General features: G+C 69.3%; 18 protein-coding genes. 14 read left to right on the plus strand and 4 right to left on the minus strand.

Annotated features, from left to right (window positions below; translation table 11 throughout):
- On the plus strand, nt 1-999 hold the full coding sequence (gene hemB / locus IEW01_RS08345; protein ID WP_188527150.1) for a porphobilinogen synthase: 999 nt from the start codon (nt 1-3) through the stop codon (nt 997-999).
- 240 nt (nt 1,000-1,239) lie between these two features.
- Nucleotides 1,240-1,800 carry a lipid-binding SYLF domain-containing protein gene (locus tag IEW01_RS08350; protein ID WP_188527151.1) on the plus strand — a complete coding sequence of 187 codons (561 nt, stop codon included), beginning with the start codon at nt 1,240-1,242 and terminating at the stop codon, nt 1,798-1,800.
- A 40-nt stretch (nt 1,801-1,840) separates the two neighbouring features.
- Here the strand turns inward: IEW01_RS08350 and IEW01_RS08355 are convergent, their stop codons facing one another.
- On the minus strand, nt 1,841-2,281 hold the full coding sequence (locus tag IEW01_RS08355; RefSeq protein ID WP_188527152.1) for a phospholipase A2 family protein: 441 nt from the start codon (nt 2,279-2,281) through the stop codon (nt 1,841-1,843).
- A 98-nt stretch (nt 2,282-2,379) separates the two neighbouring features.
- On the minus strand, nt 2,380-3,960 hold the full coding sequence (locus IEW01_RS08360) for an NAD(P)H-hydrate dehydratase (protein WP_188527153.1): 1,581 nt from the start codon (nt 3,958-3,960) through the stop codon (nt 2,380-2,382).
- A gap of 173 nt (nt 3,961-4,133) precedes the next feature.
- Here IEW01_RS08360 and IEW01_RS08365 point away from each other — a divergent pair, with 173 nt between their 5' ends.
- From IEW01_RS08365 to IEW01_RS08375, 3 genes are all read left to right on the plus strand, one after another.
- Nucleotides 4,134-4,472: a P-II family nitrogen regulator gene (locus IEW01_RS08365; RefSeq protein WP_188527154.1), complete on the plus strand. Its 339-nt coding sequence runs from the start codon at nt 4,134-4,136 to the stop codon at nt 4,470-4,472.
- A gap of 51 nt (nt 4,473-4,523) precedes the next feature.
- On the plus strand, nt 4,524-5,930 hold the full coding sequence (gene glnA / locus IEW01_RS08370) for a type I glutamate--ammonia ligase (RefSeq protein ID WP_188527155.1): 1,407 nt from the start codon (nt 4,524-4,526) through the stop codon (nt 5,928-5,930).
- 225 nt (nt 5,931-6,155) lie between these two features.
- Nucleotides 6,156-7,019 (plus strand): hypothetical protein, encoded by an 864-nt coding sequence (locus IEW01_RS08375; RefSeq protein ID WP_188527156.1) that lies wholly within the window; start codon nt 6,156-6,158, stop codon nt 7,017-7,019.
- A gap of 28 nt (nt 7,020-7,047) precedes the next feature.
- Here the strand turns inward: IEW01_RS08375 and IEW01_RS08380 are convergent, their stop codons facing one another.
- Complete coding sequence (locus tag IEW01_RS08380) at nt 7,048-7,848, minus strand: heme-dependent oxidative N-demethylase family protein (protein ID WP_188527409.1); 801 nt, start codon at nt 7,846-7,848, stop codon at nt 7,048-7,050.
- Between the two features lie 7 nt (nt 7,849-7,855).
- Entirely contained in the window at nt 7,856-8,599 is a 744-nt protein-coding gene (locus IEW01_RS08385; protein WP_188527157.1) for an endonuclease/exonuclease/phosphatase family protein, read from the minus strand.
- Nucleotides 8,600-8,730: 131 nt separating this feature from the next.
- Between IEW01_RS08385 and IEW01_RS08390 the strand changes: the two genes are divergently transcribed.
- From IEW01_RS08390 to IEW01_RS08430, 9 genes are all read left to right on the plus strand, one after another.
- Nucleotides 8,731-9,978, plus strand: coding sequence for a bifunctional alpha/beta hydrolase/OsmC family protein (locus IEW01_RS08390; RefSeq protein ID WP_188527158.1), 1,248 nt, complete (start codon nt 8,731-8,733; stop codon nt 9,976-9,978).
- 133 nt (nt 9,979-10,111) lie between these two features.
- Entirely contained in the window at nt 10,112-11,161 is a 1,050-nt protein-coding gene (gene alr / locus IEW01_RS08395; RefSeq protein ID WP_188527159.1) for an alanine racemase, read from the plus strand.
- A 57-nt stretch (nt 11,162-11,218) separates the two neighbouring features.
- A complete protein-coding gene (locus tag IEW01_RS08400; RefSeq protein WP_188527160.1) occupies nt 11,219-11,662 on the plus strand; it encodes a paraquat-inducible protein A in 444 nt (147 codons plus the stop codon).
- Nucleotides 11,663-11,681: 19 nt separating this feature from the next.
- Entirely contained in the window at nt 11,682-13,046 is a 1,365-nt protein-coding gene (gene radA, locus IEW01_RS08405) for a DNA repair protein RadA (RefSeq protein WP_188527161.1), read from the plus strand.
- A gap of 27 nt (nt 13,047-13,073) precedes the next feature.
- Nucleotides 13,074-13,643 carry a CvpA family protein gene (locus tag IEW01_RS08410; protein ID WP_188527162.1) on the plus strand — a complete coding sequence of 190 codons (570 nt, stop codon included), beginning with the start codon at nt 13,074-13,076 and terminating at the stop codon, nt 13,641-13,643.
- A 47-nt stretch (nt 13,644-13,690) separates the two neighbouring features.
- Nucleotides 13,691-14,326, plus strand: a complete 636-nt coding sequence (locus tag IEW01_RS08415) for a class I SAM-dependent methyltransferase (RefSeq protein WP_188527163.1) — start codon at nt 13,691-13,693, stop codon at nt 14,324-14,326.
- Nucleotides 14,327-14,439: 113 nt separating this feature from the next.
- Nucleotides 14,440-15,894, plus strand: coding sequence for an amidophosphoribosyltransferase (gene purF, locus IEW01_RS08420; protein ID WP_188527410.1), 1,455 nt, complete (start codon nt 14,440-14,442; stop codon nt 15,892-15,894).
- Complete coding sequence (locus tag IEW01_RS08425) at nt 15,891-16,427, plus strand: DUF2199 domain-containing protein (protein WP_188527164.1); 537 nt, start codon at nt 15,891-15,893, stop codon at nt 16,425-16,427. Before purF ends, IEW01_RS08425 begins: the two co-directional genes overlap by 4 nt.
- A gap of 59 nt (nt 16,428-16,486) precedes the next feature.
- Nucleotides 16,487-16,786, plus strand: a complete 300-nt coding sequence (locus IEW01_RS08430) for a hypothetical protein (RefSeq protein ID WP_188527165.1) — start codon at nt 16,487-16,489, stop codon at nt 16,784-16,786.
- The last annotated feature ends 175 nt before the right edge of the window (nt 16,787-16,961 follow it).

Here is a 16,961-nt window from a genome sequence, read left to right on the forward strand (position 1 = left end):
ATGAGCCGCACCTTTGCCCCCTTCCCCGCCACGCGGCTGCGCCGCATCCGCCGCACCGAGGCGCTGCGCGGGCTCGTGCGCGAAACGCAACTCTCGGTGACCGACCTGATCTGGCCGGTTTTCGTGATGGAGGGCGAGAACGAGGCCCACCCGGTGCCGTCGATGCCCGGCGTCTCCCGCCTCAGCATCGACCGGGTGGTGGCCGCGGCGCGCGAGGCGCGCGATCTCGGCATCCCGGCGATCTGCCTGTTTCCCTACGTCGACCCGGCGCTGAAAACCGAGGCCTGCGAACTGGCCTGGGATCGCGACAACCTCTCCAACCGCGCCACCCGCGCGATCAAGGACGCCGTGCCCGAGATCGCGGTGATGACCGACGTGGCGCTCGACCCCTACAACGCCAACGGCCACGACGGGATCGTGAAGGACGGCGAGATCGTGAACGACGAAACCGTCGAGGCGCTGGCGCGCATGGCGCTGGCGCAGGCCGAGGCCGGGGCCGACATTCTCGGCCCCTCCGACATGATGGACGGCCGCATCGGCGCGATCCGCGCCGCCCTGGAGGCGAACGGCCACCCGAACGTGACGATCATGTCCTACGCCGCGAAATACGCCTCCGCCTTCTACGGCCCCTTCCGCGACGCAGTGGGCGCCTCGGGCGCGCTCAAGGGCGACAAGAAAACCTACCAGATGGACCCGGGCAATGCCGGCGAGGCGCTGCGGCTGGTCGAACGCGACCTGACCGAGGGCGCCGATATGGTGATGGTCAAGCCGGGCATGCCCTATCTCGACATCGCCCGCGCGGTGAAGAGCGAGTTCCGGGTGCCCACCTTCGCCTACCAGGTCTCGGGCGAATACGCGATGCTGATGGCGGCGGCCGAGAACGGCTGGCTCGACGGCGAAAAGGTGATGATGGAGAGCCTGACCGGCTTCAAACGGGCGGGCCTCGACGGGATCCTGACCTATTTCGCCCCCCGCGCGGCACGGCTGCTCAACGGCTGACCACGCGGCGGGACGAAATCCGCGGCGGATTTCGTAACGGAAAACGGACGTTTTCCGGGCCGTTTTCCGCGGCGGAAAACGCGCCCGCGGCGGGCCGGGCGCCGCTTCGGCGCGGGAGCGGAGTTTCGCCATCTGAGCGAGGTCACGGGTGACAGGTGCGCGGGCTTGGCGTATCATTCCGCCCGTTCCCGGGCGCAAGACCCGGGCGTGGGCACGAGGCATTCGAAAGGCGGCAGCACGATGAGCAAACTCTCCAGACGCGGTTTCATGGTTACCCTTGGCGGCGGCGGGCTTGCGCTCGCGGGCTGCGGCAACGGCATGGGCTCGGAAGGCCCCTCGCGGATCGACGCGCGGGTCGCCGCCACGCTGCAACAGATGTATCAGGAAGTGCCCGACAGCCGGCGGCTGGAGGAAAAATCGGTCGGCATGCTGGTGATGCCGCTGGTCACCGAAGCCGGCTTCGGCGTCGGCGGCGCCTACGGGCGCGGCGCGCTGATGGTGGGCGGTGTCGCGGTGGATTACTACGCCCAGACCAAGGCGAGTTTCGGCATCCAGGCCGGGGCGCAACAATATGCCCACGTGCTGTTCTTCATGACCGAAGACGCGCTGGCCAATTTCCGCACCGCCTCGGGCTGGGTGGCGGGGGCCGACCTGAAATACGCCGTCGCCACCGAAGGCGGCCGGATTTCCGCCGACTCGATCACCACCATGAGCCCGGTCGTCGCCCTCGTGTTCAGCCAGGCCGGGCTGATCATCGGCGCGACGCTGGAGGGCTCGAAATACACCCGGATCATTCCCTGACCCGATCCCGGCGGCCGTGGGCCAGGCCCGCGCCGGTCGTTCAGTAGGCGCGCGCCGCGCCCTGGGCGAAGAGCGCGCCGAGGCGGTCGAGGATCGCCCATGGCGGCTCGATCCCGAGGCTGACATCGCGCGCCCAGTCGGCGGCGGCGAGGCTCATCTTGTAGCGGTGCCCGTCGGGATCACGGCAAGGCGCCATCGCGATCACCTCGTAGACCGCGCGCGCCTTGGCCGCCATCACCGGGTTGGGCCAGGGCCGGTTGCGCAATTCATCCATGAAGACGAGATCGCAGCCGCAATCGAGCAAGCCCGTTTGAGCGATACACAGGTCGTGGCGCTGACAGGCGGCGTCGAGCAGGTCGAGCGCGGGGCCGGCGCCGTGGTTCGGCCCGCACCAGTTGCCATGCACCGGAAAAGCCATGCCCTGCGCCACCGCGGGCGGCGCGATGAGCAAGGCAAACAGCAGGGCGATCACGCGGGTCATGGCGTCAATTCTGCGCCAGGGATCGGCCCGCGTCCAGCGCCGCTTTGCCGCACGGCGGGGTTTGGCCAGCAGGACGGGACGAGTCCTTGCGCCGGACCCTATCGCGCCCGCAGCAGCCCCGCGAGCACCCCGGGCAGCGCCTCGGGCAGGTCTTCGGCGATCAGCCCCGGGCCGAAGGCGCGGGCGGCCTCGGTGTGTAACCAGGCCGCCGCCTTCGCCGCCGCGAAGGCCGAGAAGCCGCGCGCCATCAGCCCGGCGATCAGCCCGGTCAGCACGTCGCCCGCCCCGGCAGTCGCCAGCCACGGCGCGGCCCGGTCGTAGGCCGCGAGGTGAATGGCGCAGCGCCCTTCGGGCGAGGCGATCACCGTGTCGGGCCCCTTGAGCAACACCACCGCGCCGGCCCGCGCCGCCGCCTGCCGCACCGCTTCGAGCCGGGAGGGCGCGGGACCGCGCGTCGCCGGGCCCGCCAGATCCTCGGCGAGATCGGGAAAAAGCCGAGCGAATTCGCCAGCGTGGGGGGTGAGCACCGTGGCGCTGTGCAGGAGGGCGAAGAGCGTGGCCGGGGCTTCGGCGAAGGCGGTGAGCGCATCGGCGTCGAGCACGGTGGGGCGGCCGGCGCCGAGCGCCACCGGCACCAGCGCGCGGGCCCGCGCCACCCCCAGTCCGGGGCCGAGCGCGAGCGCGTTCAGCCGGGTGTCGTCGAGCGCAGCGGCAAGCCCGGGGCCATCCTCGACCGCGGTCAGCATGATCGCGGTGAGCTGGGCCGCGTTCTCGGCCAGCGCCGGGCCGGGCGTGCCGAGCGTCACCAGCCCGGCCCCCACCCGAAGCGCCGCGCGCGCCGCGAGCCGGGCCGCGCCGCCCCTGGCCGTGCCGCCCGCGAGCACCAGCGCGTGGCCGTGGCCGTATTTGTGCGCCCCGGGGCTGGCGCCCTTGTCGAGCCGGTCCGGGTCGGGCGCCGCCACCAGCGTTGCGAGCGCGCGCACCCCGTCTGCCCCGAGCGCGGCGCGGGCCTGGCCGGGCGTCAGCCCGATATCGGCCACCACCGCGCGGCCGCAGCGTGCCGGCCCCTCGGCCAGCACATGGCCGAGCTTCAGCGCGTGAAAGCTCACGGTGAGCGTGGCGGCGGCCACGCCGTCGCCTTCCGGGGGCGCCAGCGGGCGGCCCGAATCCATGCACAATCCCGAGGGCGCATCGACCGCGACCACCCGCCCCTCAGCCCAGGCCATTTCCGCCAGCGCGTTGGCCGCCCGCGCCGCCACCCCTTCGAGCGGCCGGGCCAGGCCGGTGCCGAACAGCGCGTCCACCGCGAGATCGGCGCCGCCGAGCGCGGCCAGCGCCTCATCCAGTCCGAGCACCGGGCCGAGGGCTGCCCAGCGATCATGGTTGCTGCGGGCGTCGGGCGGCAGCCGGTCAGGCGTTCCCAGAAATCCGAGGCTCACGCGCCAGCCGCGATCCGCCAGCAGCCGGGCGATGACGAAACCGTCGCCGCCGTTGTTGCCCGGCCCGCAGAGCACCACCGCATCACCCGCGCGCGCCGCCAGTTCGGGCCAGTGCCCGAACACTTCCGCCAGAACGCCCGCGCCCGCGCGCTCCATCAACGCATCCCCGGTGACCGCGCCCGAGGCGATCGCGGCGCCCTCGATGGCGCGCATTTGGGCAGATGTCAGCAGCATGGCCATGGTCGGCGCCCCTTTTCTTCGCATTTCGCCCGGTTTCGCGGCTTAATGCACAAATTTTATGCACGGCGGATGGAATCCTGCCTCCCGCCACGCTACCACGACCCTATCCAATTGAGGCCGCCCGGCGAAAGTGGTCAGTGGGCGGCGAACCTGAACCCACGGGGGGAATGAACATGAAAAAGATCGAAGCCATCATCAAGCCGTTCAAGCTCGACGAGGTGAAGGACGCGCTGCAGGAGATCGGCGTGCAGGGCCTGTCGGTCATCGAGGTCAAAGGCTTCGGCCGGCAGAAGGGCCACACCGAGCTGTATCGCGGCGCCGAATACGTCGTCGACTTCCTGCCGAAAGTGAAGATCGAGGTGGTGCTCCCGGCCGACCAGGTCGATGCCGCCATCGAGGCGATCATCGCCGCCGCCAAGACCGACAAGATCGGCGACGGCAAGATCTTCGTCAGCCCGGTCGAGCAGGCGATCCGCATCCGCACCGGCGAAACCGGCCTCGACGCCGTTTGACCGGCCCCGCGAGCCTAAAATCCAAACTCTGAAACCAAGGGAAAATGTCAAATGAACAACGCTGACGTTCTCAAGCTGATGTCGGAAGAAGATGTCGCCTACGTCGATATCCGCTTCACCGACCCGAAGGGCAAGCTGCAGCACGTGACCGTGGTTGCCGGCCTCGTCGACGAGGACTTCCTCGAAGAGGGCTTCATGTTCGACGGCTCGTCGATCGCCGGCTGGAAGTCGATCGAAGCCTCCGACATGAAGCTGATGCCCGATCCGGGCTCGGCCTACATCGACCCGTTCTATGCCGAGAAGACGCTCTGCCTGCACTGTTCGATCGTCGAGCCCGACACCGGCGAGCCCTACGAGCGCGATCCGCGCGGCACCGCGCAGAAGGCCGAAGCCTACCTCAAGTCCACCGGCATCGGTGACGTGGCCTATTTCGGGCCGGAAGCCGAGTTCTTCCTGTTCGACGACGTGCGCTACTCGGTGACGCCGCACAAGGTTTCGTTCCAGCTCGACGCGGTCGATGCCGCCTGGAACACCGATACCGAATACGAGATGGGCAACATGGGCCACCGCGCCCAGCACAAGGGCGGCTACTTCCCGGTCAACCCGATCGACGACGGCCAGGACATCCGCTCGGAAATGCTCTCGACGATGAAGCAGATCGGCATGAAGGTCGACAAGCACCACCACGAGGTGGCCAGCGCCCAGCACGAGCTTGGCCTGATCTTCGACAGCCTCACCACCCAGGCCGACGAACTGCAGAAATACAAGTACATCATCCACAACGTCGCCGCCGCCTATGGCAAGTCGGCCACCTTCATGCCCAAGCCGATGAAGGGCGACAACGGCTCGGGGATGCACGTCAACATGTCGATCTGGAAGGACGGCAAGCCGCTCTTCGCCGGCGACAAGTATGCCGACCTGAGCCAGGAAGCGCTGTGGTTCATCGGCGGGGTGCTCAAGCACGCGAAAACGCTGAACGCCTTCACCAACCCGGCGACCAACTCCTACAAGCGCCTCGTGCCCGGTTTCGAAGCCCCGGTGCTGCGCGCCTACTCGGCCCGCAACCGCTCGGGCTGCGTCCGGATCCCGTGGACCGAGAGCCCGAAGGCCAAGCGCGTCGAGGCCCGTTTCCCCGATCCGGCGGCGAACCCCTACCTCGCCTTCGCGGCGCTGCTTATGGCCGGCCTCGACGGGATCAAGAACAAGATCGATCCCGGCCCGGCGCAGGACAAGAACCTCTACGACCTGCCGCCCGAAGAACTGCAGGACATCGAGACCGTCTGCGGCTCGCTGCGCGAGGCGCTCACGTCGCTGGAGAACGACCACGACTTCCTGCTCGCGGGTGATGTCTTCACCAAGGACCAGATCCAGGGCTACCTCGATCTGAAGTGGGAAGAGGTCTATGCCTACGAGCACACCCCGCACCCGGTGGAATACCTGATGTATTACAGCGTCTGACCCGACCGGGACGACACAACCAGAGGGGCGCCTTGATGGCGCCCCTTTTTTCTTGTGCACTGGTCGCTTGAGGCGCGGCGCGAAACAGTTGCGACGGGCCGCCGCGATTTGAGCCCGAAATAAGACAATCCTTGGCCCTTCGATGTTCAATAATCTTGAAAAGATCAAATTGTAGCCGGATTCTTGGGATTACCTGTGGTTGATCTGATGGCAGGAGGGCCCGTGATGACCGGATTCGCCAACAGTACGATTGCAGCGTTGTGTTACGCAAACGAGACCGAGATCGACTTCCAGGAGCTGAGCCATGAACTGGGCCGGGCGCTCTGGACCAACCCCGAGGGGCAGCTCGACATCGACGCTGCCTACGATGATTTCGTGGTCTACGATCTGGCGACGATGCGTATCTGTCTCGCCTATACCCGGCTCGCGGGCGCCCTGCCGGACGCCGAGACCGCCCCGCGCTTTGCCGAGTGCATCGTGGTGTCGGTCGGGCCCGGCCCCGACGGCGTGCCCGCCGGTCCCGGCACCGAGGACCGCGCAGCGATCTGCCAGGGGCTGGCCGACCGGATCACCATGCACTGCGGGCCGGAACGTTTGATCGTGCGCGAATACCCCGGCGCCTTCGATGCCGACGCGCACGACGCGCTGGTGGAAGACATCGCCACCCCGCGCGCCCGCAACCTCACCGCGCCCTACGACCCGCGCACCGAGGAACTGATGTGGGAGATGGCGCAGAAAGCCTGGAGCGAAACCGCACCGGCGCCGGAGCCGCAGCCGGAATACAGCGCGGATGTGATCGACATCACCGCCGCGAAGGCCGCGCGCGACGCCACGCCGGAGGAGGACGACGAGGACGCGCTCTGGGACCGCGACCCCGAGAGCCAGCCGATCGTGCACCGTGCCGCCGTCAACGGGCTGAACGCGGCGATGCTGGTCTTCGCCCTGCCGGTGGGCGCGGCGCTGCTCACCCTGGCCGTGCTCGGGCGCGAGAGCCTCGGCTTTTCGGCCCGCACCACGGCGATCACCGGCTCGGTGATGGGCGCGTCGCAGACCGATGTGGCCCAGTCCCTGCTCGCGATGCTGAGTTGACCCCGGCCCCGGATTGCGCGCCGGGGCCTCAGATCACCGCCGCGCGCCCGGCCAGCGCCGCGCGGTCCTCCGGCGCGAGCGTCTCCATCGCCAGAACGAAGGTGTGGATCGAGAACACCACCGCGCGCGTGCGCGCGAGGCGTTTGAGCACCTGCCGCTCCATCCTCAGCCAGCGCGCGCTGCCCGGCGCGCAAGACCGCGTCTCGCCCTCCCGGCGCGGCTGGTGCAGGGCGGGATCGCCGTAAACGAGCGCATTCGCCCGCCAGATCGGCCGCTCCGGCTGGAGCCCGTCGAACAGGCGCTGCACCCGCCGGGCAATATCGTCATCATACGCCGGCACCGGCACGTGGATCGCGGTGAGCGGGCGCAGGAACTTCTGCGCCAGCGTCCAGCTTGCCGGAAAGCAGAGCACCGCACCGGTGAGCACATGTTCGCGCGCGCCGGCGGGCTTTTCGAGAATCACCAAGTCTTCCTGCACCAGCCGCCCGGCGGTGGCGAGCGGATCGGCCCGGTCGAGCGGCACGATCACGCCGTCGGGCCTCTGCACCTGCCCGGCGGACAGCGCGTAGCCGGGCGCGCCGGCGATCTCGGCCAGCACCGCCTCGAGCAATTCTTCCGCCGCCGGGCGCGCGGCGGGATCGAGCGCCAGCACCATTGCGCGGCGCGCGGCGATCAGCGAATCGCGCAGCGCCATCTGGCCGGCGAAGGCCTCGTCGGCAATCAACCATTCCCCCGGCGCAACCGGGTTCAGCCCCGGCAGGCGGCGGGTCTTCTCCTCGGCCCAGGGCCGGAACGGCAGATGATCTTGCAGGATCGGCTCGCTCTGCATCGCCACCTCAGAACCGCATGGTGAATTCGGCCAGAACGCCGTGGTGGTCCGACCCCAGCAGCGGCAGGCGCACCGCCGCGCCCTCGGCGCCGGTGGCGAGCACGAAGTCGATCGGCAGCCCGATGACCGGGTTGGGCCGGAAGGTGGTGAGCGTCGGGCCGATCCGGCGCACCCCGGCGGCGCGCGCGATCCCGCGCACCGAGGCCGAAAGCGGGAAGGCGTTGAAATCGCCGCCGATGATCTTCGGCCCCGCCAGCGCCGCGATTTCCGGCGCGAGGGCGATCACCATCTCGCGGTGCAGCGGCTGATCGGGGGTTTCGAGATGCACCGACAGCACCCAGACCGGCCCTTCGGGCATGGTCACCTGCATCGCGGTCACGCCCCGCCCTTCCAGGCAGCTCGCGGAGCCCTCGACCATCGGCCAGCGCGACGCCACCGCGACGCCGCCGATATCGCGAAAACGGCACAGTTTCTGCGACGGATAATCCGGCTTCAAACCGTCGAGCACGGCGCGATTGGCGCGGCTGACCTCCTGCAGCGTGACCGTGTCGGGCGCGCGGGCGCGAATGTCGTCGACGATGGCGGCCTTGTCGGCGAGATCGAACATCAGGTTCTTCTGGTAATGCACGATCACGCGCGGGCCCGGCTGCGCCCCCGCGCCGGGCACGACGAAGGCGATCATGGCGACCATCACGATCACGCGCCAGAGGCCCGGAAACGGCACCGGGAAAGCCGCAAAAACTCTTTTCATCCAGGCACCCTAGGTCAATCGAAAATGATCCGCAAAGCCTTCCCGCACCACGTTTGCGAGAGCCGACCGGGGCGGGCTTGCATCGGCGAGAAAATGCCAGCACCTTGCGCCGAAACGAAAGGCCGGCAGAGATGAAAACCGAGAGCTTCACCTTCACGGGCCACGACGGCGGCGAGCTCGCCGGGCGGCTCGATCTGCCCGAGGGGCCGGTGCGCGCCACCGCGCTGTTTGCCCATTGCTTCACCTGCAGCAAGAACATCCTGCCCGCCCGGCGCATCGCGGCGCGGCTGACCGAGGCGGGGCTCGCGGTGTTGCGCTTCGATTTCACCGGGCTCGGCCAGAGCGAGGGGGAATTCGCCGACACCACCTTCGCCTCCAACATCGGTGATCTGCACGCGGCGGCCGAGGCGCTGGCGGCGCGGGGCATGGCGCCGAGCCTGATGATCGGCCATTCGCTCGGCGGCACGGCGGTGCTGAAGGCGGCGGCGGCGCTGGACGGGATCAAGGCCGTGGTCACCCTCGGCAGCCCGGCCGCCCCCAACCACGTCACCCACAACTTCGCCCGCCGGCTCGAAGAGATCGAGCGGAACGGCGTTGCCGAGGTCGATCTCGGGGGGCGGAAATTCAACATTTCCAAGGCTTTCCTCGACGACATCCAGGAGCATGACCTGACCGCGGCGATCCACGGCCTGGGCGCGGCGCTCCTGGTGATGCACGCCCCGCGCGACATGGTGGTGGGAATCGACAACGCCGCCGAGATCTTCAAGGCAGCGCGCCATCCCAAGAGCTTTGTCACGCTCGGCGACGCCGACCACATGATCAGCCGCAGCGAGGATGCCGAATACGCCGCCACCGTGATCGCGGCCTGGGCCGGGCGCTACCTCGGGATCGACCGCGCCGCGCCAGCCACGCGCGCGATGCCCGCCCCCGCCGACCCTGCCCCGGAGGGCACCGTGCGGGTGCGCGAGATTGACCCGGAGGGGTTCACCCAGGAGATCGCGAACGGGCCATGGCACGGCTTCATCGGCGACGAGCCGGAAGAGGTGGGCGGCGGCAACAAGGGCCCCAACCCCTATGCCCTGCTCAAGGCCGCGCTCGGCACCTGCACCTCGATGACGATGCGGATGTATGCGCGGGTGAAGAAATGGCCGGTGACCGGGATCAGCGTCGACGTGACCCACCGCAAGGAACCCGCCGCGGACGGCGCGAAGGACGATCGCGGCCGGCCGCTGAAGGTTGACGTTTTCACCCGGCGGATCACGCTGGAGGGCGATCTCGACGACGGCCAGCGTGCCCGGCTGATCGAGATCGCCGACCGCTGCCCGGTGCACCTGACCCTGCACCGCGCCAGCCGGATCGAGACCGAGGTCGCGGGCTGACCGCCCGCGCCGGGGGGGCGCTGCCCCCCTCGCCCGTTCCGGGCTCACCCCCCGAGGTATTTCGGCCAGGATGAAGGGGCCGGGGATTGTTTCGGTCTTGACCTGCGTGCCCGCCTGCCGGAAACCGGGCGCCATGAGTACCGGACGTTTGACGATTGATCTCGACGCGATCGCCGCCAACTGGCGCGCGCTGGACGCGATGAGCGCCGCCGGCGTGCAGACCGCCGCCGTGGTGAAGGCCGATGGCTACGGGCTGGGCGTGGGCAAGGTGGCGCGCGCGCTGGCCGCGGCCGGGGCGCGGCGCTTCTTCGTGGCGGTGGCCGAGGAGGGCTGGGCGGTGCGCGAGGCGCTGGGGCCGGGGCCGGAGATCGGCGTGTTTTCCGGCCACATGCCCGGCGATACCGACATGATCCACGATCTCGGGCTGGTGCCGATGCTCAACTCGATCGAGCAGATGACCCGGCATTTCGAGGCGCTGCCGGGGCATCCGTTCGGGGTTCAGCTCGATTCGGGGATGAACCGGCTCGGCATGGAGCCGGGCGAATGGGCGGCGGTGCGCGAGATGGTGCTGGGCCTCGGCCCGCGGCTGTTGATGAGCCACCTCGCCTGTGCCGACGACCCGGACCACGAGATGAACCCGCGCCAGCTGGCGCAGTTCATCGAGATGACCGAAGGGTGCGACGTGCCGCGCTCCTTCGCCGCGACCGGCGGCATCCTGCTCGGCCCCGATTACCACTTCGACCTGACCCGGCCCGGCGTCGGGCTGTATGGCGGGCTGCCCTACGAGGACGCCCGGCCGGTGGTGGAACTGGACCTGCCGGTGATCCAGCTGCGCGAGATCGCGGCCGGGGAGAGCATCGGCTACGGCAATACCTTCGTGGCCGAACGGCCGACGCGGGTGGCGACGGTGTCGGGCGGTTATGCCGACGGGTTGTCGCGGCACCTGTCGAACCACGGCGTGCTGTTCCACGAAGACACCCCCTGCCCGATCCTCGGCCGCGTCTCGATGGACCTGATCGGCGTCGAGGTGAGCCATCTCGGCGAAGAGCCGAAGTTTCTCACCATGCTCGGCCGCCACCAGGGTGTCGATGACATCGCGGAGGCCGCGGGCACGATCGGCTACGAGGTGCTGACCCAGCTCGGGCCGCGCTATGTGCGTCGCTACGCGCGGGGGCGCGAGTGACGCCTTCGCCCGGGAATTCCCCTCGCCCGCGGGGCCGCGATGCGGTAACCGGGAGCCATGATCTGGCTGCGTTCCCTCAACCTCGCGCTCGTCGTGCTCTTTCCCGTCGCCTGGTTCGCGCCGCTGCTGCGCGCCGGGATCGACCTGCCGTTCTTCGGGCTGGAGGAGATCAGCGTGGTCTCGGGCCTGCAGGCGCTGTGGCAGACCGACGTGGCGCTGGCGCTCCTGGTGAGCTTCTTCGCGATCTTCGCGCCGATGCTCAAGGTGATCGGGCTTGCGCTGATCCAGTTCGGGATGATGCGGCGGCGGGTTCTGCCGGCGCTGGAGTTTCTCGGCCGGCTGGCGATGGCCGACGTGTTCCTGATCGCGCTCTACATCGTGGTGCTGAAAGGCGCGGGCTTCGCCCGGGTGGAAACCGGCTGGGGGCTTTATTTGTTCACCGCCTGCGTGCTGGCCTCGATCGTTCTGGCCTGGGCCACGACGAAACGGCGGCGGACATGAGCGCGCAAGGCACAGGCTGATGGCGAAGAAACCCTCCTTCACCTGCCAGGCCTGCGGCGCCGCGCACAGCAAGTGGTCGGGCCGCTGCGAGGCTTGCGGCGCGTGGAACAGCATCGTCGAGGAAAAGCCGCTTTCGGCCGGCCCTGCATCGAAAACGCTGGGCGGGCGGCGCGGCACGCCGGTGATGCTGACCGACCTCGCCACGGAGGAAGCGCCGCCGCCGCGCGCGCGCTCGGGCGTAGAAGAGTTCGACCGGGTGCTGGGCGGCGGGCTGGTGCCCGCGAGCGCGATCCTCGTCGGCGGCGACCCGGGGATAGGCAAATCCACCCTGCTGTTGCAGGCCGCCGCAAGTTTCGCCCGCAATGGGTTGAAATGCATATATGTTTCCGGCGAGGAGGCGAGCGCGCAGGTGCGGATGCGGGCGGCGCGCCTCGGCCTTACCGACGCCCCCGTGCGGCTCGCCGCCGAAACCAACCTGCGCGACATCCTGACCACGCTGGAGGCCGAAAAGCCCGACCTCGCGGTGATCGATTCGATCCAGACGATGTGGGCCGACAACGTCGAGAGCGCCCCCGGCTCGGTGGCGCAGGTGCGCGCCGCCTCTCATGAGCTGACCAGCTTCGCCAAGCGCCACGGCGTTTCGGTGGTGCTGGTTGGCCATGTCACCAAGGACGGCCAGATCGCGGGCCCGCGCGTCGTCGAGCACATGGTCGACACCGTGCTCTACTTCGAGGGCGAGCGCGGCCACCAGTTCCGCATCCTGCGCGCGGTGAAGAACCGCTTCGGCCCGGCCGACGAGATCGGCGTCTTCGAGATGACCGGCGGCGGGTTGGCGGAGGTGGCCAACCCCTCGGCGCTGTTCCTGTCGGAACGCGAGAAACCGGCGCCGGGCTCGGTGGTCTTCGCCGGGATCGAGGGCACCCGGCCGGTGCTGGTGGAGCTGCAGGCGCTGGTCGCGCCCTCGTCGCTGGCCCAGCCGCGCCGCTCGGTGCTGGGCTGGGATTCCGGGCGGCTGGCGATGATCCTCGCGGTGCTGGAGGCGCGCGTCGGCATCCCCTTCGCCGGGCTCGACGTATACCTCAACGTCGCGGGCGGGATGAAGATCTCCGAACCGGCCGCCGACCTCGCCGTGGCCGCGGCGCTGCTGTCGGCGCGCGAGGACGTGGGCGTGCCGCCGGAAACGGTGGTTTTCGGTGAAATCTCGCTGTCGGGGGCGCTTCGCCCGGTGGCGCAGGCGGAAAACAGGTTGAAAGAAGCGCAAAAACTTGGTTTCACAACTGCCATTGCTCCGGCAGGGTCGAAATTCGGTGAAGGCTCGGGAATGCAGGTCCGCACGATGGACGACCTGGTGAGTTTCGTGGGCGAGGTTTTCGGCGCGGGGTGAGCGCCTGAGGAATTGGGAAGCGAAAGCATGGACGGTTTCACGATTGTCGACGGGATCGTCGCGCTGGTCATACTGGTATCTGCCATTCTCGCCTATTCGCGCGGGTTCGTGCGCGAGGGCATGGCGATCGCGGGCTGGGTGATCGCGGCGGTCGTGGCCTACATCTTCGCGCCCCGGGCGGTGCCACTGATCCGCGAGATCCCGGTGCTGCGTGACTTCATCGCCGACAGTTGCGAGCTTTCGGTGATCGCCGCCTTCGCCGGCGTGCTGGCGCTGGCGCTGGTGGTGGTCTCGATCTTCACGCCGCTGTTCTCCTCGGCGATCCAGCGCTCCGCGCTCGGCGGCGTCGACCAGGCGCTCGGCTTCGCCTTCGGGGTGCTGCGCGGGCTCCTGCTGGTGGCGATCGCGCTGGTGATCTACGACCGGGTGATCATCACCGAGAGCCTGCCCATGGTCGACGACTCGCGCACCGCCAAGGTTTTCGCCCGCACCTCCTCGCGGATCGACGAGCAGATCCCCGCCGATGCGCCGGGCTGGATCGTGGAACGCTACGAAACGCTGGTCTCCAGCTGCACCGTGGCCGGCCCGGCCAACTGAGCTTGACCTGACGCAATCGCCCGCGCAGGCTGCGGGCGGAGGCCGTCATGTCCGACCCGACCCGGTTCTGGGATCGCATTTCAGCAAAATACGCGCGTCAGCCGGTGGCGGACGAGATCGTCTATGCCCGCAAGCTGGCCCAGACGCAGGAGCGGCTGCAGCCCGGTTGGGAGATGCTCGAGATCGGCTGCGGCACCGGCAGCACCGCGATTGCCCACGCGCCGCACGTCAAACAGGTGCGCGCCGTCGACTTCTCGAAAAAGATGCTCGCCTTCGGTCAGGACCGGGCCGCGCGCGAGGGCGTTCGCAACGTACAGTTCGACTGCGCCGGGCTTGACGACATCGACACGTCGCGCGCCTACGACGCGGTGCTGATGCTCTCGCTCCTGCACCTGATCCCCGACTGGCAAGGCGCGCTCGACAAGGCCAGGGCACTGACCCGGCCGGGCGGGATCTTCGTCTCCTCCACCGCCTGCATGGCCGCGATGCCGCTGGCCTTGCGCCTCGTTCTGCCGGGGCTGGCGAAGCTTGGCCTGGTGCCCCGGATCAGCAGCTTCACCGCCGACGAGCTTGCCGAAGCGATCACCGCGCGGGGGTTCGAGATCGAGGAACGCTGGCAGCCGGGGCCACGCGCGGCGGTGTTCATCATCGCGCGGCGGACGGCCCCCGCGGCGGCTCGATAGTCATAAATCGGTCACATCCGGCCCGGGGGGCCGTGACACTGCTCCGACGACGCCTTATGAGGGGGCATCCCGCGCCTACAGGATTCGGAGCCGCCATGTCTTCCTGCGCCGCCATGCCGCCCGCCCACCCCTTCGACGACGACAAGCTGAGGGAGGAATGCGGCGTCTACGGCGTCACCGGACTGCCGGAAGCCGCCAATTTCGTCGCCCTCGGCCTGCACGCGCTGCAGCACCGCGGCCAGGAGGCCGGCGGCATCGTCAGCTACGATCCCGACACCGGTTTCAACTCGGCCCGCCGGTTCGGCTACGTGCGCGACAATTTCACCAAGGCCAGCCTGATGGAAACGCTGCCCGGCACCGTCGCGATCGGTCACGTGCGCTATTCCACCGCCGGCAAGAAGGGCGCGGCGATCCGCGACGTGCAGCCCTTCTTCGGCGAGTTCTCGATGGGTGGTGCTGCGATCGCGCATAACGGCAACATCACCAACGCCGAGGAACTGCGCCACGACCTGATCGAGCGCGGCTCGATCTTTCAGTCGAGCTCCGACACCGAGTGCATCATCCACCTGATGGCGCGCTCGATGGCGAAGTCGATCCCCGACCGGATGGAAGACGCGCTGCGCCGCGTCGAGGGGGCGTTTTCCATCGTCGCGATGACCCGCACCAAGCTGATGGGGGTGCGCGATGCGCTCGGGGTGCGCCCGCTGGTGCTCGGCCAATTCGGCGACGGCTGGGTGCTGTCGTCGGAAACCTGCGCGCTGGACATCATCGGCGCGCGCTTCGTGCGCGAGATCGAGCCGGGCGAAATGGTGGTAATCTCGGCCGATGGCAGCCTCGAGAGCCGCCGCCCCTTCCGCCCCAAGGCGTCGCGCTCGTGCATCTTCGAACACGTCTATTTCTCGCGCCCCGATTCGATCCTCGGTGGCCGCTCGGTCTACGAGACCCGCCGCCAGATCGGGGTGGAACTGGCCCGCGAGGCGCCGGTAGAGGCCGACCTGGTCTGCCCGGTGCCCGATTCCGGCACGCCCGCCGCGATCGGCTATGCCGCCGAGAGCGGCATTCCCTTCGGCCTCGGCATCACCCGCAACCAGTACATGGGCCGCACCTTCATCGAGCCCACCGAGCAGATCCGCAACATGGGCGTGCGCCTCAAGCTCAACGTCAACCGCGCGCTGATCGCCGGCAAGCGGGTGATCCTCGTCGACGACAGCGTGGTGCGCGGCACCACCAGCCAGAAGATCCGCGAGATGATCCTCGACGCCGGCGCCAAGGAGGTGCATTTCCGCATCGCGAGCCCGCCCACCGCCTGGCCCTGTTTCTATGGCGTCGACACGCCGGAACGCTCCAAGCTGCTCGCCGCCAACATGACCGAGGACGAGATGTGCGCTCATCTCAACGTCGACAGCCTGAAATTCATCTCGCTCGACGGGCTCTACCGCGCCGTCGGCGAGGCCAACGGCCGCGATCCGAAGGCGCCGCAGTATTGCGATGCCTGTTTCTCGGGCGAATACCCCGTGGCCCCCTCCGACATGATCGCAAAGGGCTTCACGGTGAAAGCAGCGGAATGACAGACACACCCCTTCAGGACGACCCCCGCTGGCAGAAGCTCGCGGCGCGCGGCGGGCTCATCAGCCTGCCCTTCGATGCGCCCGACGGCTGGCCGCACGGCCCCTTGCCCAAGGGCGAGAAGGCGCTGGAGGTGGGCGAAGACCGCCTGTCTTCGGCCTATTGCACGATGCAGGGCCACCGTTTCCTGCGCGCGGTGCTGCTGCTGCCGATCACCGGCGCGCGCACCGTCTTCGGCTATGAGACATGGGCCAGCGTGAGCGAGGAAAGCTGGCAGGGCTGGCTCTCCGCCCGCGCCGGGGGCGAGACCTTCGCGGGCTGCTTTGCCTGGGCCGCCAACGTGCTGCCGGGGTTCGACAGCGCCGAGCCGGTGGCCTGCAACCTCGTGCCCGGACCCATGGGCCAGCCGCCCCGCCTGCAGCCGCAGCCGGGCCAGCCGCTGCACGAGGCGCAGCGCAACGGCATCTCGCCCGAGCACCTCGCCGAGATCCACGCCGCGGCCGGGGCCGACCTCGCCGCCCTGCTCGACGCTTAAGCCCGGCTTAACCCGCGCAGGTTAGGCTCGCCGGTATCCAGAAGGATCCGGAGGGCAGGATGACCCGAACACGCGCCCATGGCGGCGCCCCCAATGCCTTCGTTGCCGAGAACGCCACGCGGCGCGGGGTGATCCCGCTCGACGAGGTGGCGCTGCTGGGCGTCGCCGGGCCGCAGGGCGCGATGCGCGCGATCATCCGCATGTCGGACGGCGATATCGTCACCGGGGCGCTCGGCGAACGCATCGCCTTGGGCGAACTCGTGGAGGTGTCGCCCGCGGGGGTGGTGATCGAGATGGCGAACGGATTTGCCGCCTTCCTGCGCCCCTATCCCTGGGGCCAGGACCGGGCGCCCGGCTGAGCGGGCCGCGCGACCCGGTGATGTGGCGCGGGCCGGCCCAAAGCGCCTTCCTGTGCAGCGCAGGGCCACGCCCGGCCCGCCTCGCGTGCCCCCGCCCGCTCGACCTGTCGCGCCAGGCCCACGACGCGACCACCGCACGGCACGCGAGCCGCGCGGCCTTGCCCCCATCGCACGG

Source organism: Sinisalibacter lacisalsi (assembly GCF_014640115.1).
GTDB lineage: Bacteria > Pseudomonadota > Alphaproteobacteria > Rhodobacterales > Rhodobacteraceae > Sinisalibacter > Sinisalibacter lacisalsi.

Bases quoted from the DNA above. Each gene is read 5' to 3' on its own strand.
- radA (WP_188527161.1), top strand. From the start codon at position 11,682: ATGGCGAAGAAACCCTCCTTCACCTGCCAGGCCTGCGGCGCCGCGCAC.
- IEW01_RS08410 (WP_188527162.1), top strand. From the start codon at position 13,074: ATGGACGGTTTCACGATTGTCGACGGGATCGTCGCGCTGGTCATACTG.
- IEW01_RS08430 (WP_188527165.1), top strand. From the start codon at position 16,487: ATGACCCGAACACGCGCCCATGGCGGCGCCCCCAATGCCTTCGTTGCC.
- glnA (WP_188527155.1), top strand. From the start codon at position 4,524: ATGAACAACGCTGACGTTCTCAAGCTGATGTCGGAAGAAGATGTCGCC.
- IEW01_RS08425 (WP_188527164.1), top strand. From the start codon at position 15,891: ATGACAGACACACCCCTTCAGGACGACCCCCGCTGGCAGAAGCTCGCG.
- IEW01_RS08355 (WP_188527152.1), bottom strand. From the start codon at position 2,281: ATGACCCGCGTGATCGCCCTGCTGTTTGCCTTGCTCATCGCGCCGCCC.
- IEW01_RS08380 (WP_188527409.1), bottom strand. From the start codon at position 7,848: ATGCAGAGCGAGCCGATCCTGCAAGATCATCTGCCGTTCCGGCCCTGG.
- IEW01_RS08385 (WP_188527157.1), bottom strand. From the start codon at position 8,599: ATGAAAAGAGTTTTTGCGGCTTTCCCGGTGCCGTTTCCGGGCCTCTGG.
- IEW01_RS08360 (WP_188527153.1), bottom strand. From the start codon at position 3,960: ATGGCCATGCTGCTGACATCTGCCCAAATGCGCGCCATCGAGGGCGCC.
- IEW01_RS08390 (WP_188527158.1), top strand. From the start codon at position 8,731: ATGAAAACCGAGAGCTTCACCTTCACGGGCCACGACGGCGGCGAGCTC.
- IEW01_RS08415 (WP_188527163.1), top strand. From the start codon at position 13,691: ATGTCCGACCCGACCCGGTTCTGGGATCGCATTTCAGCAAAATACGCG.
- alr (WP_188527159.1), top strand. From the start codon at position 10,112: ATGAGTACCGGACGTTTGACGATTGATCTCGACGCGATCGCCGCCAAC.
- hemB (WP_188527150.1), top strand. From the start codon at position 1: ATGAGCCGCACCTTTGCCCCCTTCCCCGCCACGCGGCTGCGCCGCATC.
- IEW01_RS08400 (WP_188527160.1), top strand. From the start codon at position 11,219: ATGATCTGGCTGCGTTCCCTCAACCTCGCGCTCGTCGTGCTCTTTCCC.
- IEW01_RS08350 (WP_188527151.1), top strand. From the start codon at position 1,240: ATGAGCAAACTCTCCAGACGCGGTTTCATGGTTACCCTTGGCGGCGGC.
- IEW01_RS08375 (WP_188527156.1), top strand. From the start codon at position 6,156: ATGACCGGATTCGCCAACAGTACGATTGCAGCGTTGTGTTACGCAAAC.
- IEW01_RS08365 (WP_188527154.1), top strand. From the start codon at position 4,134: ATGAAAAAGATCGAAGCCATCATCAAGCCGTTCAAGCTCGACGAGGTG.
- purF (WP_188527410.1), top strand. From the start codon at position 14,440: ATGCCGCCCGCCCACCCCTTCGACGACGACAAGCTGAGGGAGGAATGC.